Origin of the sequence: Dryocola baronae, from assembly GCF_051297175.1 — a bacterium.
GTDB lineage: Bacteria > Pseudomonadota > Gammaproteobacteria > Enterobacterales > Enterobacteriaceae > Dryocola.
Genome location: NZ_JBINNY010000001.1, coordinates 2,824,922 through 2,848,157, shown reverse-complemented (window position 1 = coordinate 2,848,157; position 23,236 = coordinate 2,824,922). Strand labels below are relative to the sequence as shown.

The window sequence follows — 23,236 nt, the reverse complement described above, 5'->3', positions numbered from 1 at the left end:
AGTCGCTGTGGACAGGACCGGCGGTTTTCTTTGTTACGCTATCTGCCGCGCGCTGCCGAGCATGGCGCGGATAACCTGTTCAAGCAGCGGCTGTAGCCGTGCTGCACGATCCTCACGCCAGGCGAACGGCGCTTCTTCTTCCATATAGTTACGCTGCGCAAGCTCCAGCTGCACGGCGTGAATGCCCTGCGCAGGATTGCCGTAGGCGCGGGTGATATACCCGCCCTTAAAGCGCCCGTTGACCACCCAGCTAAATTCTTTCTGACCTGCGGCGCAGGCCACAAGGTGTTCTTCGATCAGCTCATCGCAGCTGCGCCCGCTGTTGGTACCCAAGTTGAGGTCCGGCAGCTGCCCGTCGAACAGGCGCGGGATGCGGCTGGCGATGGAATGCGCGTCAAACAGCAGGGCGTAACCGTGTTCGGCTTTCAGGCGTTCCAGCTCGGCGCGGATTTTCTGATGATAGGGCTGCCAGATGTTCTCCAGCGCAGCTTTGCGCTGCGCGTCGTTCGGCGTTTTACCCGGCAGGAAGGTTGGCGTGCCGTCGAAAAGCGTGTCCGGGTAGAGGCCCGTGGTCGCCGTGGCGTAGAGCGGCGCGTCGTCCGCCGGACGGTTCAGGTCGATAACCATGCGGGAATAGTTGCCGATCAGCACGCCTGCGCCCAGGTCGCGCGCGAAATTATAAAGCTGCGGGATGTGCCAGTCGGTATCCGGAAGTGGACGCGCGGCTTCGCTCAGTCCTGCCTCAACTTCCGGCGTCAGGGCCGTTCCCGCGTGGGGGATACTCACCAGAAGCGGCAGTTTCCCTGGGGTAAACTCAAAGGCTGCTTTCACGTTTCTCTCCCTGATAAATCACGGTGCAGGGCAGTTGCCCCCCTAACCAATAGACCAGTTCCGCCGGGCGTGCCACGGGCCAGTGCACAAAGTTGGCAATTTTGCCCACCTCAAGGCTGCCGTGGCTGCTGTGAATACCCAGCGCCCGCGCCGCATGGATCGTCACGCCCGCCAGCGCCTCTTCCGGCGTCAGGCCAAAGAGGGTGCAGGCCATATTGAGCATCAGGCGCAGGGAGAGTGCGGGCGAGGTGCCGGGATTGGCGTCGCTGGCAATCGCCATCGGTACGCCGTGCTTGCGAAACGCGGCAACCGGCGGATGCTGTTTTTCGCGCAGCAGGTAGAACGCGCCGGGCAGCAGCACCGCGACGGTGTTGCCTGCGGCCATCGCGCGTGCGTCCTCATCCGTTGCGTATTCGAGGTGATCGGCGGACAGGGCGTGGTAGCGGGCGGCAAGGCTGCTTCCGGCGAGCGGGGAAAGCTGCTCGGCGTGCAGTTTTATCGGCAGGCCCAGCTCGCGCGCGGCTTCAAAAACGCGCTCCGTCTGCGTCGGGCTGAAGGCCAGGTGCTCGCAGAATGCGTCTACCGCATCGGCCAGCTTTTCCTGCGCAACCCGTGGCAACAGCTGCTCGCAGACCACATCTATCCACGCGTCGCCGTCGCCGTTAAATTCGGGGGGAATGGCGTGGGCCGCAAGGCAGGTGGCATAGACCTCAACGGGGGCCAGCTCGCCAAGCCTGCGGATCACGCGCAGCATTTTGATTTCGTTGTCGATATCCAGGCCGTAGCCTGATTTTATCTCGACGCTGGTGACGCCCTCCGCCAGCAGATGATTTAGCCGCTGCCGGGCGCTGGCCAGCAGCTCATCTTCGCTTGCCGCGCGGGTGTTGCGCACCGTCGAGATTATGCCGCCTCCCTCCGCCGCAATCTGCGCGTAGCTCACGCCGTTCAGGCGTTTTTCAAACTCCGCGCTGCGGTCGCCGCCAAAGACCAGGTGCGTGTGGCAGTCGATAAAGCCCGGCATCACGATGCCGCCGTCCAGGTGGTGATGCGCCTGCGCGCGTATCTCGGGCAGTTCATCCTTCGGCCCGAGCCAGATTATTTTTCCGTGCTGCACGGCGAGCGCGCCGTTTTCGATGACGTGGTACTGCCCGTCTTTCATGGTGACCAGGGTGGCACCGCTCCACAGGCTATCGCAAGTTACGGGGGAGGACATGACATTCTCCGGTTGGGTTGTATAGACAATTACAAACAACCTGGCACAGCGTGCTAAATTCATCAACAGCCGCCGGTCGTTTTGACGGCCCCGTTGCAGCAATTTGCAGCCCGCCACACAAATTTTGTCGCCCCTTGCGGACGGCCATAAATTTCTTTTGCGTCGGCGCGGAATTATCGCTAAATCATTGTCACCGTTAAGAGAAGGAACCGAACTATGCCGGCATTTTTTGCACCGTCCGTGATGCTCCCGCAGGGGTGGGGACACAATGTGCGTATTACCGTCAACGAGCAGGGCGTGATTAGCCACATCGAGGTCGGCGCGTCGCCCGACGGCGCAACGCTGCTGCCGGGCGTGGTTATCCCTTCGATAGCAAACCTGCATTCGCACGCTTTTCAACGGGCGATGGCCGGACTGACCGAAGTGGCGGGCAATCCGCAGGACAGTTTCTGGACGTGGCGCGAGCTTATGTACCGCATGGTGCAAAAGCTCACGCCGGAGCAGATCGGCGCTATCGCCACCCGGCTGTATATCGATATGCTCAAGGGCGGCTACACCCAGGTCGCGGAATTTCACTATTTACATCATGACGTTAATGGCAAACCCTATGCCTCGGGCGATATGATGCTACAGCAACTGGTGGTTGCTGCCGATAACAGTGGCATCGGCCAAACGCTGCTCCCCGTGCTGTACAGCTATGCCGGATTTGGCGCGCAGCCCGCGCAGCCGGGGCAGAAACGTTTTATTCAGGACGTCGACCGCTATTTACGCCAGCAGCAGGCGCTGGCGAAGGCGCTGAGCCGCTATCCGCTCATTAACCAGGGGCTGTGTTTCCATTCGCTGCGGGCGGTGACCCAGGAGCAGATGGAAGACGTGCTCGAGGCCAGCGACTACCGCCTGCCGGTGCATATCCATATCGCCGAGCAGGAAAAAGAAGTCAACGACTGTATCGCCTGGAGCGGCGAGCGGCCGATTAACTGGCTGTATAACCGCTTCGCGGTGGACGACCGCTGGTGCCTGATCCACGCCACGCATCTGGCGGCAGACGAAGTCACGCAGATCGTCGAAAGCCGCGCCGTGGCGGGTTTGTGCCCAACCACCGAGGCAAATCTTGGCGACGGCATTTTCCCGGCGAATGATTTTATCGCCCAGGGCGGCCATTGGGGGATTGGCTCGGACAGCCACGTGTCGGTGAGCGCGCTTGAAGAATTACGCTGGCTCGAATACGGTCAGCGCCTGCGCGACCGTCGCCGCAATCGTATTACGCTGCCGGAGCTGCCGCAGGTGGGCGAAGTGCTCTGGCGGCAGGCCGCCGCAGGTGGCGCGCAGGCCTGTGGCGTGACGATGGGAATCATCGCGCCTGGCTATCGCGCAGACTGGCTGGTGCTAGAAAAGGATTCGTGGCTGGCCCACGTAGAAGATTACGCGCTGATCAACCGCTGGCTGTTCGGCGGGCAAAGAGAACAAATTAGAGACGTGTGGGTCGCTGGAAGGCAGGTGATAACTGACAGGCAGCATCCGCTCGATGAACAAAGCAACGTACAGTTTGCGCAGGTGATGCGCAGCCTCCAGGAGTAGTGATGGAATTCTTCGATATTCGGAAAGTGCCGGTCAGCCTGTGGCGCAACGGCGCAGGGGAAACCCGTGAGATTTGCTGCTTTCCGCCTGCAACCCGCGATTTTAACTGGCGAGCGAGCATTGCCTCGATTGCCAGCAGCGGTGAGTTTTCTGCCTTCCCGCAGGTTGACCGGGTGATCACGCTGCTGGAAGGCGGCGAGGTGATTCTCGACGCCGGGAAGGCGTTTCGCCATACGCTCAAACGCCATCAGCCGTTTGCGTTTGCGGGCGAGCAGGTCGTGAAAGCCGAGCTTACGCACGGAATGTCGATGGATTTTAACGTGATGACGCGCCGCGACCGCTGCCGGGCAAAGGTGCGCGTCGCCGACCGCACCTTTACCACCTTCGGCACGCGCGGCGGCATTGTCTACGTGCTGAGCGGGGAATGGCAGCTGGGCGATAAGCTGCTGATGCCCGATCAGGGCGCATGGTGGCAGGACGGTCGCCACACGCTGCGCCTGTTGAAATCGCAGGGCCAGCTGCTGTTTAGCGAAATCACCTATCTGTAGCTACTGGCCGGTAAAGCTGCCCACCAGCTGATAGCGCGAGCCCGGATACAGCAGTCGGGCTACCGTCACCACCTGCGAATGATGCCAGGTGCGGCGCTTCACCAGCAGACACGGCTGCCTCGCCGTCACTTCCAGCAGCGCCTGCTGCGCCTCGTCGGCCAGCACGGCCTCGACGATATGCTCACCGGACGTTAGCGGTGCCATCTGGCTCAGATAGTGGTGCGGGGTAAACAGACGAAAGTCCTGCTGCAAATATTCGGGCACTAGCGCCGGGTTTACGTAGCGCGTTTCGAGCTGGACGGCTTCGTCGTTGTCGTAATGCACCATCTGCGAGTAGAACAGCGGGTCGCCCGGCGGAATGGAAAACGCGTGCGCCAGCTCGCCGCTCGCCGCCACCTGTTCCAAAGCCACCACGTAGTTACGGTAGTGATGACCGCGCGCGGTGATTTCCTCCGCGATGCTGCGCACTTCGAGCATCGCGGTATGGCCCTTCAGCTCCGCCACAAAGGTGCCCACGCCCTGCATGCGCACCAGCCATCCTTCACCGGTCAGCTCCCGCAGCGCGCGGTTAATCGTCATTCTGCTGACGTTCAGCGCGTTAACCAGCTCCGTTTCGGAGGGCACCCGCCGGTGCGGCTGCCAGGCTCCGCTGCGGATCTGGCCGACGATCGCCTGCTTTACCCGCTGGTAAATGGGGGCGGGGAGATCGCTAATCGCGGAGCGTAGCTGCTCGAGAGTATCTGTTTCAGACATGCTTTGTCCTTAATCTTCCTATGGGTTAAGCGCGATCTTGCTCACTGTTCGATAAAAATTTCGTATGACCGACTGGCGAATCATTTGGTTTATTAGTTAAGTTGTCTATACAACCATATACCGTCATACGAAGTGATGCCAACAGGATGTAATTATGTCGATGCAAAAATCCATGTCGATGCAAAAGAAGCGCTGTACCCTGACTCCCGGCCACGTTTCGCTCGCCACGCTGCGCGAAATTTACCACGGTAACGTCACGCTTGCGCTGGACCCGCAGGCTTACGCCGCCGTCGATCGCGCCCAGCAAACGGTGGAGGCCATCGTTAATCATGGCGATGTGGTTTACGGCATTAACACCGGGTTTGGCAAGCTCGCGCAGACCACCATTGCCCACGACCACCTTGCCGAACTGCAAAGAAACCTCGTGCTGTCTCACAGCGTCGGGCTTGGCGAACCGCTGCCGGATGACGTGGTGCGGCTGGTGATGGCGAGCAAGGTCATCAGCCTCGCGCGCGGCCATTCCGGGATACGCCGACAGGTTATCGACAATCTTCTCAATCTGTTTAACGCGGGCGTGATGCCGGTTATCCCCGAGAAAGGCTCCGTGGGCGCTTCGGGCGACCTGGCGCCGCTGGCGCATCTTTCGCTGATGCTGTTGGGCGAAGGCAACGTTCGCGTCAACGGCGAGGAGATGCCGGCACCTCAGGGCTTAAATCTGGCGGGCGTCGAGCCGCTGGTGCTTGGCCCGAAAGAGGGGCTGGCGCTGCTTAACGGCACTCAGGTTTCAACCGCGCTCGCGCTGCGCGGCCTGTTCGAAGGCGAGAAGGTTTTCGCCGCCGGGCTGGTGGCCGGCGCGCTGTCGCTTGAAGCCATCAAAGGTTCGGTTAAACCTTTCGATGCCCGCATTCACGAAGCGCGCGGGCAGGCAGGACAAATCGACGTGGCCGCGGCGGTGCGCGCGCTGCTTGCAGGCAGTGAAATTGTCGACTCTCACCGGCACTGCGGCCGCGTGCAGGATCCGTACTCTATTCGCTGCGTGCCGCAGGTGATGGGCGCGTGCCTGGACAACCTGCGCCACGCCGCCCGCGTGCTGCAAATTGAAGCAAACGCGGCTTCCGACAACCCGCTGGTGTTCAGCGACACGGGCGAAGTCATTTCCGGCGGCAACTTCCACGCCGAGCCGGTGGCCTTTGCGGCGGATATCCTTGCGCTGGCTATCGCGGAAATCGGCGCGATTTCCGAGCGCCGCCTCGCGCTGCTGCTGGATACCGGCCTCTCCGGCCTGCCGCCGTTCCTCGTTAAGGAGGGCGGAATTAACTCCGGCTTTATGATTGCCCAAGTGACGGCGGCGGCGCTGGCCTCGGAAAATAAATCTTTGGCCCATCCGGGCAGCGTTGACAGCCTGCCAACGTCGGCCAACCAGGAAGATCACGTTTCGATGGCGACCTACGCGGCCCGCCGTCTTGGTGCAATGTGCTTCAACACCGCCGCCGTGGTGGGCATTGAAGCGATGGCGGCGGCGCAGGGCATGGAGTTTTCCCGCCCGTTACGCAGCTCGGCGCTGGTGGAAGAGGCGTTTAACGGCATCCGCGAGCGCGTTGCCTTTCTCGAAAAAGACCGGCTGCTGGCACCTGATATCGAACAGATGCGCCAGTGGGGCTGCAGCGACAGCTGGCCTGCCGCTATCGTAAATATCCTTCCTTCAACTGCGGCGTGATGCCGGGAGCCACCAACATGACTGAATCTGTAAAACAGGCGGTAGCCCGCACGGTACGCGCGCCGCACGGCACGGAACTGCATTGCGAAAACTGGCTGATCGAAGCGGCGTACCGCATGATCCAGAACAACCTCGACCCTGACGTGGCAGAACGCCCGGAGGATCTGGTGGTGTACGGCGGGATTGGCAAAGCCGCGCGCAACTGGGAGTGCTTCGAGCAGATCCTTGCCTCGCTGCGCGCGCTGAAGGCCGATGAAACCCTGCTGGTGCAGTCCGGCAAGCCGGTTGGCGTCTTCCGCACCCACGCCGACGCGCCCCGCGTGCTGATCGCCAACTCCAACCTGGTGCCGCACTGGGCGAACTGGGATCATTTCCACAAGCTCGATCGGGCGGGCCTGATGATGTACGGCCAGATGACGGCGGGATCGTGGATTTACATCGGCGCGCAGGGCATCGTGCAGGGGACGTTTGAAACCTTCGCCGAGGCGGGGCGTCAGCACTACGGCGGCGATCTGCGTGGCAAATGGATCCTCACCGCCGGCCTTGGCGGAATGGGCGGCGCGCAGCCGTTAGCGGGCGTGCTGGCCGGGGCCTCCGTGCTGGCGATCGAATGCCAGGAGTCACGCATTGATTTCCGCCTGCGCACCCGCTATCTGGATTTTAAAGCCACGTCGCTTGACGAGGCGCTGGGGATGATCGAAGCGGCGAACGCGCAGAAAAAAGCGATCTCCGTGGGGCTGTTGGGCAACGCCGCCGAGATCCTTCCTGAATTGGTCAAACGTGCAAAAGCCGGTGGGATTCGGCCTGACATCGTGACCGATCAAACCTCGGCGCACGATCCGGTCAATGGCTACCTGCCGGAAGGCTGGAGCGTAGAGCGCTGGCAGCAGGAGCGTACGACCCAGCCGAAAGCGGTGGAAATGGCCGCCCGCGCTTCTATGGCGGTACACGTGCGGGCGATGCTCGACTTCTGGCAGATGGGCGTGCCGACGGTGGACTACGGCAATAACATTCGCCAGGTGGCCTTCGACGAGGGCGTGGAAAACGCCTTTGATTTCCCCGGCTTCGTACCGGCCTACATTCGCCCGCTGTTCTGCGAGGGCAAAGGCCCGTTCCGCTGGGTGGCGCTGTCCGGCGATCCGCAAGACATTGCGAAAACCGATGCGAAGCTCAAAGAACTGTTCCCGGATAACCAGAACCTGCACCGCTGGCTGGATATGGCGCAGGAGCGTATCGCCTTCCAGGGGCTACCGGCGCGAATCTGCTGGCTGGGGCTCGGCGAGCGGCATCGGGCCGGGCTTGCCTTTAATGAAATGGTGCGCAACGGCGAGCTTAAAGCGCCGGTGGTGATCGGGCGCGACCATCTGGACTGCGGCTCGGTGGCATCGCCAAACCGTGAAACGGAGGCGATGATGGACGGATCGGACGCGGTGTCCGACTGGCCGCTGCTCAACGCGCTGCTCAATACCGCGGGCGGCGCGACGTGGGTCAGCCTGCACCACGGCGGCGGCGTGGGGATGGGCTTCTCGCAGCACGCGGGCGTGGTGATTGTTGCGGACGGGACGCCGGAAGCGGAGGTGCGCCTGGGCCGCGTGCTGTGGAACGACCCGGCCACCGGCGTAATGCGCCATGCGGACGCGGGCTATGAAAGTGCGGTTGCCTGCGCCCATGAACACGATCTGAATTTGCCGATGGTGAAATAAGCCGTTAAAGGGTGGGGCGTGAAAGCTCCACCACTTCGTAGTCGCCGCTCAGCACCAGCTTGCAGAGGATTTTGTAGCCGTCGTTGTCGAAGCCCTTCGGCGGTGCGGCGAGCTTTTTTGCATCGCGCAGATTTTGCACCGAACCCAGATAAAACCAGCTATCGATCACGTGATACTGCGTCATCTCCGGCCCGGTTTCCTTCAGGCCGACCGGCCCCTGCCACGGCCAGCACATGACCCGAATGCGTTCCATGGCCGCCAGCAGGCGCGCGTGATGCTCTTCGACGGTTTCTCTTCCACAGCACGCTCCGGCGCAGCGCTTGAGGGCCGCGCGGAAGCAGCCTCGCCCGGCGCTTAGCGTTTCCAGCCCCAGCAGGCCGTAGCAAAGCTTATGCTCGTCGGCCAGCGTTTGCAGCGTTTGCAGGGCCGTGCGGCGGTTGGCGTACAGGCCGTATAACCCCGTCTGCTTTGAGAAATCGACGTCGCGCGCGTAGACCACCTGCGGTTTCGAGCCGTCAAACTGCAGCGAGCAGAGCTGGCGGTTGCGGCGCAGGCGTTTGTTGAACAGCGGCTGCTGCTCTTTGATCATCTGCGCTTCCAGCAGCAGCGCGCCCAGCTCGCCCGCCGTGCGGGTAAAGGTGATGCGGCGCGACTGGCGCAGCAGGGCCGCTTCGTCCGGCGTGCGAAAGTGGGACATGACGCGGCTGCGGATATTGACGCTCTTGCCGATGTAGAGCGGCATAACGTCGCTTTCGCCGTGAAAGACATACACCCCTGACGCTTTCGGGAGATCCTCAAGCCACGGACGGAGATGTTCGGGATATTCGTAAACTGCTGCTGCTTCAAACTGCATGCGCGGAGCGCTGACACGCCTGACCACTTCGTAAACTCCTGAGTACTGGTTGCCTGTACAGTCTAGCAGGGAAGCGGAGCGCAAAAAAGCGGCAATTTATCCATAGCGCCGGGTGGCGAGCCAGCACAGCAGCGATCCGCCGACCACCATGACCACTCCCTGCCAGAAGGACCAGCCCGGATGCAGCCCGAGCCAGAGGCTGGCGATCAAAGCCGACAGTACGGGCGTAAAGTAGGAGGCGGTAGCGAGTAAGGTCATGTTTCCCCGCTGAATTCCGTGGTTCCAGGCGGAGTAGGCGACGGCGGTCGAAACGCCCATAAACAGCAGCTGTAGCGTGGCGGGAAGCGTAAAGCTAAGCGGCGCTTCGCTGACGAAAGCGTATTTGACCCACAGCACCAGCGCGGTGGCGCAGAAGAACAGCGACACGCCGTTTTTGCCTTCGCTCCAGCGCCGTGTGAGGTTGCAATACAGCGCCCAGATTAGCGCCGCGCCGAACGCCAGGCCATAGGCCAGGGGGTTGTCCTGGATGTTGCGCCACATTTCGACCGGCGACCACGCGCCGTCGCCTTTCATCACCTGAATGATGCCCGCGAGCGACAGGGCAAGGCCGGGCCACAGCCACAGGCCTGCGCGCTGACGGTTGATGAAAAGCGCCAGCACGATGGTGAGGCTCGGCCACAGGTAGTTGATCATGCCCAGCTCAAGTGACTGGCTGCGGCTGTGGGCAAGGCCTATGGCGAGGGCGAGGCTTATCTCGTAGGTGACGAACAGCGCGCCGCCGATCCACAGGTAGCGCGGCGGCATCTCGCGAACCCTGGGGAGGCCGCGAACAAGGCAAAGGCAAACGGCGCTGACGGTGTAGATGAGCGCCGCTCCGCCGACCGGGCCAAAGTGTTCGGCGATGCTGCGCAGCAGGCCAACGGAGGTGCTCCAGAGGAGGATGGCGAGGAGGCCGAAAAGGGTGGCGCGTTGGGTAGAACTTTCCATGTGATCTCAAATGTGTCGGATGGCGCTGCGCTTATCCGACCTACGTGGATGCGAAATGTCGAATGGTGCTGCGCTTATCCAACCTACGTGTATGCGAAATGTCGGATGGGGCTGCGCTTATTCGACCTTCGTGGATGCGAAATGTCGAATGGTGCTGCGCTTATCCGACCTACGTGAAAGGAGCGTGGTCGTAAACGTAGGGCGGATAAGCCTGCGCCATCCGCCGCTCCACGATTAAAACTTATTTTTTCCAGAAATCGTCGAAAACCGTAATCGGCGGACGGCGTTTGTGCTCGGTTTTGGTGTACCAGCCTTCGATAGTGGCGCTAACGGCCTTATCCAGCGTTTTGCCTTCCAGATAGTCATCGATATTTTCATAGGTTACGCCGAGCGCGGCTTCATCGGGCAGAGAAGGGCGGTCGTCTTCCAGGTCGGCGGTTGGCGCTTTCAGATAGAGATGCTCCGGGCAGCCCAGCGTTTTGAGCAGCAGTTTGCCCTGGCGCTTGTTGAGGCGGAAGATTGGGTTGATGTCGGTGCCGCCGTCGCCGTATTTGGTGAAGAAGCCGGTTACCGCTTCCGCCGCGTGATCGGTGCCGACAACGACGCCTTTGGTCATGCCCGCAATGCTGTACTGGGCTTTCATTCGCTCGCGCGCTTTTTCGTTGCCGCGCACGAAGTCACTCAGTTCGATGCCCGCCTCACGCAGCGCCTGTTCGCTTGCCAGTACCGCACCCTTGATGTTCACCGTTAGCACCCGGTCTGGCTGGATAAAGGTGATGGCATCCTGACAGTCCTGTTCATCTGCCTGCACGCCAAACGGGAGGCGCACGGCGATAAACTGGTAGCCTTCATCCCCGGTTTCATCGCGCAGTTCGCTGATAGCCATCTGGCACAGCTTACCGGTCAGCGTAGAGTCCTGGCCGCCGCTGATGCCCAGCACCAGGGATTTAATAAATGGGTAGGTTTTCAGATAGGATTTCAGGAAATCGACGCTGACGCGGATTTCGTGCTGCGGGTCGACCTGTGGTTTAACCCCTAATGCCTGAATAATCTCTTGTTGCAGAGCCATTTAACCCCTCCGGTTACGGTGTACCTGCAATGCGCAGGCAGCAAAAATACAGATCTGTTAAAACTAACCTTTTGCGGCAGAAACGACAAGGCTCGGGGCCGCACCAGGCCGCTAAGCGGCGCGATTTAGAGCGATATAACGCCCGGGCCTGAGTAATAGCCAATAATCCTAATTTCCATTCATTTCGGCTAACAAGTTGAAAAATGTTCTTTTATATTCCAGGCTTAACTGACACAAGCAAGCCATATGCTGAAAAACGAGGATATAAAATGAACAAGAACTTAGCAGGAATTTTAAGTGCAGCGGCTGTGATGACCATGCTGGCAGGTTGTACCGCTTACGATCGTACTAAAGATCAGGTCGCGACGCCGGTGGTGAAAGATGTGAAAAAAGGCATGAGCCGTGCACAGGTTCAGCAGGTTGCCGGTAAACCATCTTCAGAAGTGACCATGATCCACGCTCGTGGTACCTGCCAGACCTACATTCTGGGCCAGCGTGACGGCAAAACCGAAACCTATTTCGTCGCGCTTGATGACACCGGTCACGTAATGAATTCCGGCTATCAGAGCTGTGCGGAATATGACACCGACCCGCAGGCTGCTAAGAAGTAATTAATTTTAAAAAGAACCGCCTGCCCGCAGGCGGTTTTTTTATGTGTATTTACCGCTTCGTTTAATTTGTTTGAACGTAAAGAAATGTCTTAATTACCTTTGTGCGAAATAAAAACTTGCTTAAAGGGGAGCGGCATGCGTTAATAGCTTCATCGGTTTGTTCAGCAGACCTTATGTAAAGCATTTTAGTAAAGCAGTTCTCAGTTCAAGCGTTATCCAAAGATACCTCTTCTCCGTGAGTCTCCTCCTAAAGTCCCATAAGAAATTCTGACATGCAGACCATGGTGCTACAGCGTAGCAAAATAAAATAATGAGGAAGTATCAATGTCTAATCAACAGACTGGTTTAGTAAAATGGTTTAACGCAGATAAAGGCTTCGGCTTTATCACTCCTGATGACGGCAGCAAAGACGTGTTCGTGCACTTCTCCGCCATCCAGAGCGACAGCTTCAAGACCCTCGAAGAAGGTCAAAAAGTGAAGTTCAGCGTTGAAAACGGTGCTAAAGGCCCGGCAGCTGCGAACGTAGTTGCGCTGTAATAACAGCTAAATAAAGTGTTGCCGTGTTGCGTTACGATAGCGAAGATGGGTTAACCCGGAGCAGTTAACGTACACGAAAAGAAAAGCCTGAATACGATTATTATCGTGCTCGGGCTTTTTTTATTTCTGTTATTTAATAAGTCGGATTTAAAACTTGAAAAAATACGCCATAGCCGCAACGACTATGGCGCAGTTATTTACGCAGGAATTTTATCAACCTTATTACTGCGCGCCCAGACGCGATGGCCCGCCAGTAATTTCAGGAACTCGCCGATAAATTTATCCGACGCTTTATCGGCTTCCACCACGCCTTCTTCACCCTGATCGTCGATGCCCAGTTTTGCCTTAAATTTACGGGCATCCCCGGCGAGGCCGATCACCTTCAGATGCTTGTAAGCCTCCAGCAGATAGTAAGCCGCATCGCCGTTGTTAAGAATCGAGCTGAGATCGCCTCCCGGCACGATAACCGCATCAACGGTGACCGACGGCGAGCCGGTGAAGGTCGCCGCAACCGGGACAACGGAGCCGTCGTCGGCAACCACCTGGCCCATGCGTGCAAACAGGAGCTTGGCGTGAACGCCCTGCGCCTTCAGCCCCTTCACGATGCCGAGCACGTCCGCCGCCTTGCTTTTTTCGCTCAGCAGCACCGCCACCACGCGTCCTTTTACCGTGCCGCTCGGTACGGCGTACAGGCTGAGGCTTGGATCCTTTTTCAGACCGTTAACGTCTTTTGGCGGCGCGACGTGCATCTGCTCGTCGGAAAGCTCAATGCCAAGATTGTCGGCCACCGGCTGGGCGAGGGAGATATCGATATGGGTAAGATGATCGACCACGCGCTCGCGGATGTAAGGGCGGGCGACTTTCGAGAGCTCGAAGCTAAACGCGCCGATAATATGCTGCTGCTCCACCGGCGTCTGGCTTTGCCAGAACAGGCGAGGCTGGGAGTAATATTCGCCGAAGGACGGGCTGCGTTCGCGAACCTTGTGGCCTTCAACACGTTCCTGGTAGCTTTCAAAGCCGCCGCGTTTCGGGCCTGGAGGCGTTTCGCGCGGCCAGTTGTCGTTGATGGAGTTCGGCTCGTAGTTCGCCGGGTTGCTGTCGATGTCCATCCGGTGCATGCCGTCGCGCTGGAAATTGTGGTACGGGCAAACCGGACGGTTAATCGGGATTTCGTGGAAGTTCGGCCCGCCCAGACGGCTGATTTGCGTATCGGTGTAGGAGAACAGGCGCCCCTGAAGCAGCGGATCGTTGCTGAAATCCAGACCCGGGACGATATGCCCAGGGTGGAACGCGGCCTGTTCGTTTTCCGCGAAGAAGTTGTCCGGGTTGCGGTTTAGCGTCATTTTACCGACCAACTGCACCGGCACCAGCTCTTCGGGGATCAGTTTGGTGGGGTCGAGAAGGTCGAAATCATATTTGAACTCGTCCTCTTCTGGGATCAGCTGTAGACCCAGCTCGTATTCCGGGAAATCGCCCGCTTCGATGGATTCCCACAGGTCGCGGCGGTGGAAGTCCGGGTCACGGCCGGTCAGCTTTTGCGATTCATCCCACAGCAGTGAGGCTTTGCCCGCTACCGGCTTCCAGTGGAAGCGCACAAAGGTGGCTTTGCCTTCGGCGTTGATCAGGCGGAAGGTGTGGATACCAAAGCCTTCCATGGTGCGGTAGCTGCGCGGCAGGCCGCGGTCGGACATCGCCCACATGACGTTGTGCAGGGTTTCCGGCTGGAGCGAGACATAGTCCCAGAAGGTGTCGTGCGCGCTGCCGCCCTGCGGAATCGCCCAGTGCGGCTCGGGCTTCACGGCGTGAACAAAGTCCGGGAACTTATGGGCATCCTGAATAAAGAAGATCGGGGTATTGTTGCCGACTAAATCGAAAATCCCTTCTTCGGTGTAAAACTTGGTGGCGAAGCCACGGATATCTCGCACGGTATCGGCCGAGCCTGCGCCGCCCTGTACCGTTGAGAAGCGTACAAATACCGGCGTGATTTTATCCGGGTCTGACAGAAAGTCTGCTTTGGTGACGTCCGAAAGATTTTTGTATGGCTGGAAGAAACCGTGTGCTGCGGAACCACGAGCGTGCACGATGCGCTCGGGGATACGCTCATGGTCAAAGTGGGTGATTTTCTCGCGCAGGATAAAATCTTCCAGGAGCGTAGGCCCACGCGTACCGGCGCGCAGCGAGTTTTGGTCGTCGGCGATGCGCACGCCCTGGTTGGTGGTCAGCGGAAAGTTTTCGCCGTCTTTACGGTGTTTATCGAGCGATTTTAATTTGTCATTCGAGGTGTCAGGGCTTTTAAAGCTGCCCGCAGCGGTTGGCTGTGCGCCGGGTGGTGTTGGCTCCTGGACCGGGCGGTGAGATCCATCTTCCGGGGCAAGAGAATCCATGCCGGGCTTTGATTCATTGGCATCGTGAATCGGTGCGCTGTGGCTCAGCGGTTGTTTATCTTTCTTCGACATTGAACTCGTCTCCAGTTTTCATGGCTGTTAAACCGGTTTGCGTTATGAATAAACCCCTCTAACTATAGAACAATGCGTTAAACCTGCTGCCTTAACTCCCCCGGACGTCGAAAACCAGGCGTTATTCTTAGGGAGGCGACGAACCGGAGGGGATCCGTTATCATAGTGATGTTATTCATTAATTCAGCTTCGAATGTCTCCGCCTATGAAACCACTTCGTCAAAAAAGTACTCGCCCTATAATCAGCTACCAGCCGCGCGTTGAGCCCGCGCCGCCGTCCCACGCCTGGCGGGTGGAGGGCTTCAAGGACGTGTGGCTGCTGCGCAACAAGTTCGTGGCTTTTGTGCTGGTGGGGGACGCGTTTCGCCAGTCTCCGCCGTTTACGCTGCCGGAAGCCGCCCAGCGCTGGGCAACCCAGGTGCGTCAGGAAAACGAGATATAAAAAAAGGCCGCAGATTCTGCGGCCTTTGTCTTGTTTACGACTCGTTAGCGGTGGGCGAGTTCAGCCTCTTCTTCGCTGTTTAGTATTTCTTTATCGGTCTGTTTCATTAGCTGGCTGGTGATGGTCCCGGCGGTCATGGAGCCGCTGACGTTCAGCGCGGTACGGCCCATATCGATTAACGGCTCGACGGAAATCAGCAGGGCAACCAGGGTTACCGGCAGGCCCATAGCTGGCAGGACGATCAGTGCGGCAAAGGTAGCGCCGCCGCCGACGCCCGCAACGCCTGCGGAGCTAACGGTGACGATACCGACCAGCGTTGCAATCCACAGCGGGTCCAGCGGGTTGATACCAACCGTTGGCGCAACCATCACGGCCAGCATCGCAGGGTACAGACCGGCACAGCCGTTTTGTCCGATAGTGGCACCGAAGGAAGCAGAGAAGCTGGCGATAGACTCCGGCACGCCCAGGCGGCGGGTTTGCGCTTCAACGTTCAGCGGGATACTGGCCGCGCTGGAGCGGCTGGTGAAGGCAAAGGTCAGCACCGGCCACACTTTGCGGAAGTATTTCAGCGGGCTGACGCCGTTAACCGCAAGCAGCAGGGCGTGCACGCCGAACATGATTGCAAGGCCAAGGTAAGAGGCAACCACAAAGCTGCCCAGCTTAATGATGTCCTGCAGGTTGGAGCTGGCAACGACCTTAGTCATCAGCGCCAGCACGCCGTAAGGCGTTAACTGCATCACCAGACGCACCAGCTTCATCACCCAGCTTTGCAGCGTGTCGATGGCAACCAGCACGCGCTCGCCTTTTGGCGCATCGTCTTTCAGCAGCTTAAGCGCCGCGACGCCCAGGAAGGCCGCAAAGATAACCACGCTGATGATGGAGGTCGGGCTTGCGCCGGTCAGGTCGGCAAACGGGTTTTTCGGTACAAACGAGAGGATCAGCTGTGGTACGGACAGATCGGCAACTTTGCTCGCGTAGTTGGTTTCGATCGCGCTCAGACGCGCGGTTTCCGCAGTCCCCTGCACCAGGCCTTCCGCCGTCAGGCCGAACAGGTTGGTGACCAGCACGCCGACCAGCGCTGCAATCAGCGTGGTGAAGAGCAGGGTGCCGATGGTCAGGAAGCTGATTTTACCCAACGAAGAGGCGTTGTGCAGCTTGGCTACGGCACTAAGAATAGAAACAAACACCAGCGGCATAACGATCATTTGCAGCAGTTGGACATAGCCGTTGCCGACCACGTTGAACCACTGAATGGAATCTTTCAGCACCTGGCTGTCCGCGCCATAAATAGCATGCAGCACGATGCCAAACACCACGCCGACGACCAGACCCGCCAGCACTTTTTTCGCAAGACTCCACTGTTTGTGGCGCGTTTGCGCCAGCAGCAGTAGCAGAATAACGAACACGATAACGTTCGCTATAAGTGGAAAATTCATCCCCGTATCTCCTGATTTATTGTAAGCAGGCGGGCGCTAGCCCACCTTTATGCCGTAAATCGTATCAGATGAGACGCGGGTCACTTATATTCAAAAGGAATTGTTTATTACGAAATGGATAGTTTCGTCTGATTATTGTTCTAAATGGTGATTTAAAAAGCTGTTAAAGGTGGTTTGCAGCGAATTTATCATCTGTGACGACCAGCGTACCGCACTGTTTTCGGGCAGGCTCTGGGGCATCCAGACCGCGAAGCCGAACAGCGCCATGCATAGAAACCTTTCTAGCTGGTTGCCCTTTTGCGGCCTGACGATGGGAAACCGGAAACGCCAGCGGCAGGGCCATAGCAACGGCACGCCCGCAGGCGTCAGCATGTCGGCCAGAATATGGCTCAGATAACCGAGCACCATCCCCTGTAGCGCATCCGCTGGTATTACCCAACTTTCGGGCACCTTTAAATAGAACAGGGCAAGCCCGGCAAAGACGGCGAACAGGCTGTGGGTAAAGCCCCTGTGCCCGCAGGCGCGCGCGATGGGTTTTGATATCCACGGCAGGCGCTGCCCTAAAAACGATTTTGGGTGATCGATGTCCGGCAGCAGGCAGGTCAGGATCGCAGACGGCACGATGTGCCACCAGTCACCCTGCGCCAGAACGGGCGTGAGTTCGGCGTTTTTGGCAAAAACTGCACAGGCTATGGAAAAAAGCAGATGGCCTTCCGCCGTCATGATACTACCCGGATGAAACTGTCGATTCATCCAGTATAGGGTTTTTATACAGTGGGCGGAAGAGGTGACGCTGTAACATTTTATTCACCGCCCGTTTCTCCGGCGGCGGGCGATGCTATCGCGCCAGCCAGCCGCCATCAACGGCGAGGGTGTAACCGTTGATGTAGTTCGCGGCATCGGACGCAAGGAACACGGCGGCACCCTGTAAATCCTCCGGTTTACCCCAGCGGCCCGCCGGGATTCTGTCGAGAATTTCCTGGCTGCGGGCCTCATCGTCGCGAAGCTGCTGGGTATTGTTAGTCGCCATGTAGCCCGGGGCAATCGCATTGACGTTAATGTTGTGCTGCGCCCATTCGTTTGCCAGCAGGCGTGTGATGCCTAATACCGCGCTTTTTGATGCCGTATAAGAAGGCACGCGAATCCCCCCCTGGAAAGAGAGCATTGAGGCGATATTAATGATTTTTCCGCCGCCGCCCTGTTTGAGAAACTGCTTCGCCACGGCCTGCGAAAGAAAGAACACGGATTTGATGTTCAGGTTCATCACGTCATCCCAGTTCTTTTCGCTGAATTCAAGCGCGTCCTCGCGGCGAATCGTTCCGGCGTTGTTCACCAGGATATCTATTCTTCCCATTCTTGCGACAGCTTCTTCGACAATGCCTGGGATAACGCCCGGCTGGCTCAGATCCGCCTGGATTGCGGTAAAGCGGCGGCCCAGCGCCAGCACTTTTTCTGCCGTGTCGTGAGGGATTTTGCGGTTCACGCCAATGATGTCACATCCGGCCTCGGCGAGTCCGAGCGTCATCCCCTGACCCAGCCCGGTGTCACAGCCCGTGACCAGAGCCACTTTACCCTGCAGATTAAAAGCGTCGAGAATCATATCTACCCCATATATATAGAGAGCGCAGCAGCGCGTATATCAATAGGATAGGTAGGGGTTAGCAGAATTACAAATTTATTTGAAATGGCGTTTCAAAATATGATGCGGCGAGATTTTAAAAAAGGGCGGTTTAAACCGCCCCGAAATGTTATCCCGTAATGTCGGCGGCGCTAAGCGACAAAAGGGAGTCGAGCTTAACGTCGGCCAGACACCAGCGCGGATTACTGCGGTTTTCTTCAGCGGGAACAACAATGGAGCGCATGCGAGCGGCTTTGGTGGCGATCATCCCGTTAACGGAGTCTTCAAAGGTGACGCATGACAGCGGATCGATACCCAGTTTCGCCGCCGCATCGAGATAAACCTGCGGATGCGGTTTGCTGTAAGGCAGATGTTCCGCGGAGGCAATCGCGTCAAACTGCTCTCTTAGGTCGAACATTTCCAGCACGCGTTCAAGCATATGTAATGGTGACGCGGAGGCGAGGCCGACCTTCAGACCAAGTGCCTTGCACTGGGCGATGGCTTCACGCACGCCGGGCAACAGCGGGCGGCGTTCCTCAATCAGGGTAATCGCGCGGGCAATGACCCGCTGGGTAACTTCTTCCCGCGATGGGCCATTCCACGGCTGGTGGCTAAACCACAGGTCAACAACGAGGTCGATGCGCAGGCCGAGCGTGTCGGGCAGTTCGTTGCGGCGGGTTATGTCCACGCCGATGCTGGCCATAACCTCCAGCTCGGCCTCGTCCCATAACGGCTCTGAATCAATCAGTAAACCATCCATATCAAAAATTGCGGCTAAAACCCGGCGCGTATCGGCCATTGTAGACTCCTGTCGTTACCCATTTAAAAGTTGCCCTATGAATAGCGGGAAAAGTCGGCAGACGCCACCGCTTTTGTGAATTTCGCCTGCAAAGCTCAGGCGAAATACGGTGAGACAAGGTAGACTTTGTGCCAGTAAGTTACGTCTTAACCAAGGGGAAAGAATGACGTATCAACAAGCTGGACGCATTGCAGTGCTGAAACGCGTTGCCGGTTGGGTGATTTTCATACCCGCAGTGGTATCAACGTTAATTTCGATTCTGAAATTTATGTATGAACACAGCGAGAAGCAGGCGGGCATAAACGCCGTAATGCTGGACTTCGCGCACGTAATGATTGAGATGATGCGTTTTAATACGCCGTTCCTGAATTTCTTCTGGTACAACTCGCCGCAGCCGGAGTTCCACCAGCATACAAACGTGCTGTTTTGGGTGATTTTTGCGCTGATTTTCGTCGGGCTGGCGCTGCAGGCTTCCGGCGCGCGCATGAGCCGCCAGGCAAAGTTTTTGCGCGAAGGGGTGCAGGATCAATTGATACTGGAGCAGGCAAAGGGGCCAGAAGGGCTAACCAAAGAGCAGCTGGATGCCAAAATCGTTGTGCCACGCCACACGATCTTCCTGCAAATTTTCCCTCTTTATATCCTGCCGGTCATTGTGATCGTTGCGGGCTACTTCTTCTTCTCGCTTCTCGGCTTCATCTAGCAAAAAGCCACTCTTTCGTGAGTGGCTTCATTCTTTTAAGCAGCAAGCACGCGATCCAGCGCCTTTTGCGCGGTGACCAGGTGTTGGCCGCCAAAAAGTATGGCGCGATTCAACAGCGTATAAAGCTGGTAGATGGGCTGACGGTCAAGAAAACCCGCCGGGAGCGGCGACACCGACTGGTAGCCGTCATAGATTTGCGGCGGCTGGTCGGGATGCAGCGGTAGCATCGCAAGGTCACACTCTCTGTCACCCCAGTAGCAGGCGGGATCGTAAATATACGGCCCGTCAGGACCCAGCGCGCAGTTGCCGGACCACAGATCGCCGTGCAGCAAAGAGGGCTGCGGCTGGTGCGAGGCAAGGGACTGGTGGACAAAATCCACAATCAGATCGATATCGCCCAGGTGAATACCCTTTTCGGCGGCCATTTCAAGCTGCCAGCCGATGCGCTGCTCGGCGAAGAAGGTCGACCAGCGGCGTTGCCAGGCATTTGGCTGTGGAGTGGTGGAAAGATCGTTATCGAAATCGAGCCCGAACTGCGGCTGGTCGCTCCACTGGTGGAGCTTTGCCAGCTGTTGCCCGAGCAGGAAGGCGTTGTGGGCATCCAGCGGTTTGGCCGGAAGATATTCCAGCAGCAGGAAGCTGTAATCCCTGTCACCGCCTACCGCCCAAACCTGCGGGACGCGCACGGTTTTGCTGCGCGAAAGCAGCTCGAGCTGGTCTGCCTCGGCGGTGAATATCGGCAGCATCTCCCGATTGTCGCTTTTGACAAAGATCTCATGGCCGGCATAGCGCAGCCGCCACGCCGCGTGGATCTCTCCGCCGGGAAGCTCGGTGCGTTGTTCAATTTCAGCCTCTCCCAACTGCTCACTTAACAGACGACTGATGGCTTGCCACATGATATTTCCCCCCAGTTGCTCTGGTAGATCATTAGCTTGCACTGTTAACCGGGTAAAAACCACGAACCAACGCACATCCCGGCCAGGTATTGTACAGAATTGTCACTCCTGCGACTTTTGCCACTCCTCCCAGGTCACTACGGTCACTTCTGGCTCAGCACCAAGCGCAACTTTGCCCAGCGCCTTTGCCAGTTCCGCCACTTCATCTTTACCAGACGCGCTTACCAGGCCAAAAGTATTGGTGCCCAGCTCGTGAACTTTACCGTCTTCATCGCTCATCGTGAGCAAAAAACCGCCGCGAGTCAGGTGGTTATTGAGTTCATTGATGTCGGTCAGGCCTTCCTCGTGAAACTTCACCGTGATGACATAGCGCACAATGTCTCCACTACTCATGGTTCACCTCATTGTTATCCCAAAGGTTTTAGCATAGTTCATCTGACTGAAATGGCGACTTTTAGCGCGACGGCGGGAAGCAGAATAGAAGGGAAGGCCCCCGCGAACGGGGGCGGGCATTATGAACGCAGGTAATCGTAAATCTTTTGGGTATTTTCAAGAGAGCACAGCCGCGTGCCTTTGTTTAGCGTGGCGGCGCTGCCCGCGGCAACGCCAAATCTGACCATATCGAGTAGCGGGGCGTTTTCCGCGAGTTTTAAGGTCATGGCGCCGACCATGCTGTCGCCCGCGCCTACGGTGCTCTGGCTTTTAACCGGCGGTGGCACAACCTGAACGCAGCCGCTGGCGTCGACGCCCAGCGCACCCTGTGGGCCAAGTGAGACAACTACCCTACGGGCTTTTCCGCTTTCGACGATTTCCTGCGCGGCTTTGCGAACGTCGTCAGGCTGCGTCAAATCGCGGTTTACCAGCGCGCTTAGCTCTTTCTGGTTCGGCTTTACCAGTTCGATATTGCCAATCTCAAGCGTCGCTTTGAGTGCTTCACCAGAACTGTCGACGATGCAGCGAATGCCTGCACCCTGGGCTGCTTTCACTAGCGAGCAGAGTTTTTCAACGTTGATGCCCGGCGGCAGGCTACCGCTAATAACCAGAATTGAGCCGGAATCAATCGCCAGTACTTTTTCCTCCAGGCGGTGGAATTCGTCATCGCTAAGCGCCGCACCCGGCATGACAAATCGATACTGTTCGCCGGTTGATTCGGTATGCACATGCAGGTTTTGACGCGTCCAGTCATGTGATTCAACGGTGTCTATCGTTACTTTCTCGTCGCGGAGCAGGGCGGAGAGATGTTCGCCAGTTGCGCCGCCTGCAGGGAAAATGGCCGTTGCCTTACCGCCGAGATGCGAAATAGCGCGCGCGACGTTAATGCCGCCGCCGCCGGGTTCGAAAACCGGTGCAGTACAACGAAGTTTGCCTTCCGGGTATATTTGCGGAGTAAGAGTGGCGCTGTCGAGAGAGGGAGCGAGTGTCAACGTATAGATGCGAGCCATGAATCCTCCTTTTATCGTGATTAAGGAGAGCTTAGCACCAAATCGGAACGATAAATTTTAATTAACGTCATGATTTTTCAATTGATTGCCAAAAAGCAAGCGTTAGCTATATATATGAAAAGAAAGATGTTTTAAGAGCGTTCTTATTCAAAAAATGAAAGAGGAATTCATTGCTATGTTATTCTGGCTTTTTTATAATTTGTAACCTTTCTTAGGACATTTAGATTTGATCCTTAGGGAAGATTCCGGAACCTTGGTGGTTTCTATTTTTGTCGTACGGATTAATAAATGAAGCTTGTTAAGACAGTACCGGCAGCAGTTTTGCTGACCGGGAGTGCGCTATTTAGCCATTTTGCACTTGCAGATAATACCGTTTTCACTGTCATGGATGACCCAAGCACCGCGAAGAAACCCTTTGAAGGTAATCTTAACGCAGGCTATCTCGCTCAGTCAGGCAACACCAAAAGCTCTACGCTGACGGCAAATACCAATATGACCTGGTATAACACCTCTACAGCATGGTCACTTTGGGGTAACGCGAACAACACCTCTTCCAACGATGAACGCTCTTCAGAGACTTACTCTGCGGGCGCGCGTAGCCGTTACAACATGACCGATAGCGACTACCTCTTTGGCCAGGCAAGCTGGTTGACCGACCGCTTTAACGGCTACCAGGCGCGCGATATCCTCACTGCGGGTTATGGTCGTCAGTTCCTAAGCGGCCCGGTGCACAGTTTCCGTCTGGAATTCGGTCCTGGCGTGCGTTACGACGAATATACCGATGGCGGCCATGAAACTCAGGCGCTGGGCTATGCTTCCGGCATCTATAACTGGCAGCTTACGGATAACGCGAAGTTTATCGAGGGTGTGTCGGTGCTGGGTAGCGAAGACACCACGGTAAACTCAGAGACGGGCCTTGAAGTGGCCATCAACGAGCATTTTGGGCTTAAAGTCGCCTACAACGTGACCTGGAACTCCAATCCACCGGACTCTGCTCCCAATCATACCGACAGAAAAACCGCGATTACTCTCGGTTATAAGATGTAA

Annotated in this window: 23 protein-coding genes; 9 read left to right on the top strand and 14 right to left on the bottom strand. The window is 57.6% G+C overall.

The window, feature by feature from the left end; translation table 11 throughout:
• Positions 1-33: 33 nt before the first annotated feature.
• Both hutG and hutI read right to left on the bottom strand, forming a co-directional pair.
• Positions 34-831, bottom strand: coding sequence for an N-formylglutamate deformylase (gene hutG, locus ACSPHG_RS13420; RefSeq protein ID WP_435954026.1), 798 nt, complete (start codon positions 829-831; stop codon positions 34-36).
• Positions 815-2,044 (bottom strand): imidazolonepropionase, encoded by a 1,230-nt coding sequence (gene hutI / locus ACSPHG_RS13415; protein ID WP_435954025.1) that lies wholly within the window; start codon positions 2,042-2,044, stop codon positions 815-817. The genes hutG and hutI overlap by 17 nt, the downstream gene beginning before the upstream one ends.
• A gap of 216 nt (positions 2,045-2,260) precedes the next feature.
• Between hutI and ACSPHG_RS13410 the strand changes: the two genes are divergently transcribed.
• Both ACSPHG_RS13410 and ves read left to right on the top strand, forming a co-directional pair.
• Positions 2,261-3,622 (top strand): formimidoylglutamate deiminase, encoded by a 1,362-nt coding sequence (locus tag ACSPHG_RS13410; RefSeq protein ID WP_435954024.1) that lies wholly within the window; start codon positions 2,261-2,263, stop codon positions 3,620-3,622.
• Positions 3,623-3,624: 2 nt separating this feature from the next.
• Positions 3,625-4,170 (top strand): environmental stress-induced protein Ves, encoded by a 546-nt coding sequence (gene ves, locus ACSPHG_RS13405; RefSeq protein WP_435954023.1) that lies wholly within the window; start codon positions 3,625-3,627, stop codon positions 4,168-4,170.
• Here the strand turns inward: ves and hutC are convergent, their stop codons facing one another.
• Positions 4,171-4,923 carry a histidine utilization transcriptional repressor HutC gene (gene hutC, locus ACSPHG_RS13400; RefSeq protein WP_435954022.1) on the bottom strand — a complete coding sequence of 251 codons (753 nt, stop codon included), beginning with the start codon at positions 4,921-4,923 and terminating at the stop codon, positions 4,171-4,173.
• Between the two features lie 172 nt (positions 4,924-5,095).
• Between hutC and hutH the strand changes: the two genes are divergently transcribed.
• Positions 5,096-6,640, top strand: a complete 1,545-nt coding sequence (gene hutH, locus ACSPHG_RS13395; RefSeq protein WP_435956015.1) for a histidine ammonia-lyase — start codon at positions 5,096-5,098, stop codon at positions 6,638-6,640.
• 17 nt (positions 6,641-6,657) lie between these two features.
• Complete coding sequence (gene hutU / locus ACSPHG_RS13390) at positions 6,658-8,343, top strand: urocanate hydratase (RefSeq protein WP_435954021.1); 1,686 nt, start codon at positions 6,658-6,660, stop codon at positions 8,341-8,343.
• 4 nt (positions 8,344-8,347) lie between these two features.
• Here hutU and cho read toward each other — a convergent pair whose 3' ends face one another.
• The 3 genes from cho to nadE all read right to left on the bottom strand — a co-directional run bounded on the left by cho (position 8,348) and on the right by nadE (position 11,252).
• Positions 8,348-9,223, bottom strand: a complete 876-nt coding sequence (gene cho, locus ACSPHG_RS13385) for an excinuclease Cho (RefSeq protein ID WP_435954020.1) — start codon at positions 9,221-9,223, stop codon at positions 8,348-8,350.
• Positions 9,224-9,292: 69 nt separating this feature from the next.
• Positions 9,293-10,183 (bottom strand): aromatic amino acid DMT transporter YddG, encoded by an 891-nt coding sequence (yddG, locus tag ACSPHG_RS13380; RefSeq protein ID WP_435954019.1) that lies wholly within the window; start codon positions 10,181-10,183, stop codon positions 9,293-9,295.
• A 241-nt stretch (positions 10,184-10,424) separates the two neighbouring features.
• Positions 10,425-11,252, bottom strand: coding sequence for an NAD(+) synthase (nadE, locus tag ACSPHG_RS13375; RefSeq protein ID WP_435954018.1), 828 nt, complete (start codon positions 11,250-11,252; stop codon positions 10,425-10,427).
• Positions 11,253-11,521: 269 nt separating this feature from the next.
• Here nadE and osmE point away from each other — a divergent pair, with 269 nt between their 5' ends.
• Complete coding sequence (gene osmE / locus ACSPHG_RS13370; RefSeq protein WP_435954017.1) at positions 11,522-11,863, top strand: osmotically-inducible lipoprotein OsmE; 342 nt, start codon at positions 11,522-11,524, stop codon at positions 11,861-11,863.
• A gap of 324 nt (positions 11,864-12,187) precedes the next feature.
• On the top strand, positions 12,188-12,400 hold the full coding sequence (gene cspE / locus ACSPHG_RS13365; protein WP_435954016.1) for a transcription antiterminator/RNA stability regulator CspE: 213 nt from the start codon (positions 12,188-12,190) through the stop codon (positions 12,398-12,400).
• Positions 12,401-12,597: 197 nt separating this feature from the next.
• Here the strand turns inward: cspE and katE are convergent, their stop codons facing one another.
• Complete coding sequence (gene katE, locus ACSPHG_RS13360) at positions 12,598-14,856, bottom strand: catalase HPII (RefSeq protein WP_435954015.1); 2,259 nt, start codon at positions 14,854-14,856, stop codon at positions 12,598-12,600.
• 205 nt (positions 14,857-15,061) lie between these two features.
• On the opposite strand from katE, the gene cedA reads away from it, so the two are divergent.
• A complete protein-coding gene (cedA, locus tag ACSPHG_RS13355) occupies positions 15,062-15,298 on the top strand; it encodes a cell division activator CedA (protein WP_435954014.1) in 237 nt (78 codons plus the stop codon).
• A 44-nt stretch (positions 15,299-15,342) separates the two neighbouring features.
• Here cedA and ACSPHG_RS13350 read toward each other — a convergent pair whose 3' ends face one another.
• From ACSPHG_RS13350 to hxpB, 4 genes are all read right to left on the bottom strand, one after another.
• Positions 15,343-16,734, bottom strand: a complete 1,392-nt coding sequence (locus tag ACSPHG_RS13350; protein WP_435954013.1) for an L-cystine transporter — start codon at positions 16,732-16,734, stop codon at positions 15,343-15,345.
• 132 nt (positions 16,735-16,866) lie between these two features.
• On the bottom strand, positions 16,867-17,457 hold the full coding sequence (locus ACSPHG_RS13345; protein WP_435954012.1) for a metal-dependent hydrolase: 591 nt from the start codon (positions 17,455-17,457) through the stop codon (positions 16,867-16,869).
• Positions 17,458-17,572: 115 nt separating this feature from the next.
• Positions 17,573-18,334: a 2-dehydro-3-deoxy-D-gluconate 5-dehydrogenase KduD gene (kduD, locus tag ACSPHG_RS13340; RefSeq protein ID WP_435954011.1), complete on the bottom strand. Its 762-nt coding sequence runs from the start codon at positions 18,332-18,334 to the stop codon at positions 17,573-17,575.
• A 148-nt stretch (positions 18,335-18,482) separates the two neighbouring features.
• Positions 18,483-19,151, bottom strand: coding sequence for a hexitol phosphatase HxpB (hxpB, locus tag ACSPHG_RS13335; RefSeq protein ID WP_435954010.1), 669 nt, complete (start codon positions 19,149-19,151; stop codon positions 18,483-18,485).
• A 163-nt stretch (positions 19,152-19,314) separates the two neighbouring features.
• Here hxpB and ACSPHG_RS13330 point away from each other — a divergent pair, with 163 nt between their 5' ends.
• Positions 19,315-19,851 carry a YniB family protein gene (locus ACSPHG_RS13330; RefSeq protein WP_435954009.1) on the top strand — a complete coding sequence of 179 codons (537 nt, stop codon included), beginning with the start codon at positions 19,315-19,317 and terminating at the stop codon, positions 19,849-19,851.
• A 35-nt stretch (positions 19,852-19,886) separates the two neighbouring features.
• Here the strand turns inward: ACSPHG_RS13330 and ACSPHG_RS13325 are convergent, their stop codons facing one another.
• The 3 genes from ACSPHG_RS13325 to pfkB form a co-directional block, all read right to left on the bottom strand.
• Complete coding sequence (locus ACSPHG_RS13325; RefSeq protein ID WP_435954008.1) at positions 19,887-20,747, bottom strand: fructosamine kinase family protein; 861 nt, start codon at positions 20,745-20,747, stop codon at positions 19,887-19,889.
• A gap of 102 nt (positions 20,748-20,849) precedes the next feature.
• Positions 20,850-21,140: a type V toxin-antitoxin system endoribonuclease antitoxin GhoS gene (gene ghoS, locus ACSPHG_RS13320; protein WP_435954007.1), complete on the bottom strand. Its 291-nt coding sequence runs from the start codon at positions 21,138-21,140 to the stop codon at positions 20,850-20,852.
• A 119-nt stretch (positions 21,141-21,259) separates the two neighbouring features.
• Positions 21,260-22,189 carry a 6-phosphofructokinase II gene (pfkB, locus tag ACSPHG_RS13315; RefSeq protein ID WP_435954006.1) on the bottom strand — a complete coding sequence of 310 codons (930 nt, stop codon included), beginning with the start codon at positions 22,187-22,189 and terminating at the stop codon, positions 21,260-21,262.
• 288 nt (positions 22,190-22,477) lie between these two features.
• Between pfkB and ACSPHG_RS13310 the strand changes: the two genes are divergently transcribed.
• Positions 22,478-23,236, top strand: coding sequence for a DUF481 domain-containing protein (locus ACSPHG_RS13310; RefSeq protein WP_435954005.1), 759 nt, complete (start codon positions 22,478-22,480; stop codon positions 23,234-23,236).

What these genes read in the sequence shown, in the direction of transcription:
- katE (WP_435954015.1), bottom strand. Translation starts at nt 14,856, where the DNA reads ATGTCGAAGAAAGATAAACAACCGCTGAGCCACAGCGCACCGATTCAC.
- osmE (WP_435954017.1), top strand. Translation starts at nt 11,522, where the DNA reads ATGAACAAGAACTTAGCAGGAATTTTAAGTGCAGCGGCTGTGATGACC.
- ACSPHG_RS13345 (WP_435954012.1), bottom strand. Translation starts at nt 17,457, where the DNA reads ATGACGGCGGAAGGCCATCTGCTTTTTTCCATAGCCTGTGCAGTTTTT.
- hutU (WP_435954021.1), top strand. Translation starts at nt 6,658, where the DNA reads ATGACTGAATCTGTAAAACAGGCGGTAGCCCGCACGGTACGCGCGCCG.
- nadE (WP_435954018.1), bottom strand. Translation starts at nt 11,252, where the DNA reads ATGGCTCTGCAACAAGAGATTATTCAGGCATTAGGGGTTAAACCACAG.
- ACSPHG_RS13325 (WP_435954008.1), bottom strand. Translation starts at nt 20,747, where the DNA reads ATGTGGCAAGCCATCAGTCGTCTGTTAAGTGAGCAGTTGGGAGAGGCT.
- hutI (WP_435954025.1), bottom strand. Translation starts at nt 2,044, where the DNA reads ATGTCCTCCCCCGTAACTTGCGATAGCCTGTGGAGCGGTGCCACCCTG.
- pfkB (WP_435954006.1), bottom strand. Translation starts at nt 22,189, where the DNA reads ATGGCTCGCATCTATACGTTGACACTCGCTCCCTCTCTCGACAGCGCC.
- ghoS (WP_435954007.1), bottom strand. Translation starts at nt 21,140, where the DNA reads ATGAGTAGTGGAGACATTGTGCGCTATGTCATCACGGTGAAGTTTCAC.
- ACSPHG_RS13410 (WP_435954024.1), top strand. Translation starts at nt 2,261, where the DNA reads ATGCCGGCATTTTTTGCACCGTCCGTGATGCTCCCGCAGGGGTGGGGA.
- hxpB (WP_435954010.1), bottom strand. Translation starts at nt 19,151, where the DNA reads ATGGCCGATACGCGCCGGGTTTTAGCCGCAATTTTTGATATGGATGGT.
- ACSPHG_RS13310 (WP_435954005.1), top strand. Translation starts at nt 22,478, where the DNA reads ATGAAGCTTGTTAAGACAGTACCGGCAGCAGTTTTGCTGACCGGGAGT.
- yddG (WP_435954019.1), bottom strand. Translation starts at nt 10,183, where the DNA reads ATGGAAAGTTCTACCCAACGCGCCACCCTTTTCGGCCTCCTCGCCATC.
- cedA (WP_435954014.1), top strand. Translation starts at nt 15,062, where the DNA reads ATGAAACCACTTCGTCAAAAAAGTACTCGCCCTATAATCAGCTACCAG.
- ACSPHG_RS13350 (WP_435954013.1), bottom strand. Translation starts at nt 16,734, where the DNA reads ATGAATTTTCCACTTATAGCGAACGTTATCGTGTTCGTTATTCTGCTA.
- cspE (WP_435954016.1), top strand. Translation starts at nt 12,188, where the DNA reads ATGTCTAATCAACAGACTGGTTTAGTAAAATGGTTTAACGCAGATAAA.
- hutC (WP_435954022.1), bottom strand. Translation starts at nt 4,923, where the DNA reads ATGTCTGAAACAGATACTCTCGAGCAGCTACGCTCCGCGATTAGCGAT.
- kduD (WP_435954011.1), bottom strand. Translation starts at nt 18,334, where the DNA reads ATGATTCTCGACGCTTTTAATCTGCAGGGTAAAGTGGCTCTGGTCACG.
- hutH (WP_435956015.1), top strand. Translation starts at nt 5,096, where the DNA reads ATGTCGATGCAAAAGAAGCGCTGTACCCTGACTCCCGGCCACGTTTCG.
- ves (WP_435954023.1), top strand. Translation starts at nt 3,625, where the DNA reads ATGGAATTCTTCGATATTCGGAAAGTGCCGGTCAGCCTGTGGCGCAAC.
- ACSPHG_RS13330 (WP_435954009.1), top strand. Translation starts at nt 19,315, where the DNA reads ATGACGTATCAACAAGCTGGACGCATTGCAGTGCTGAAACGCGTTGCC.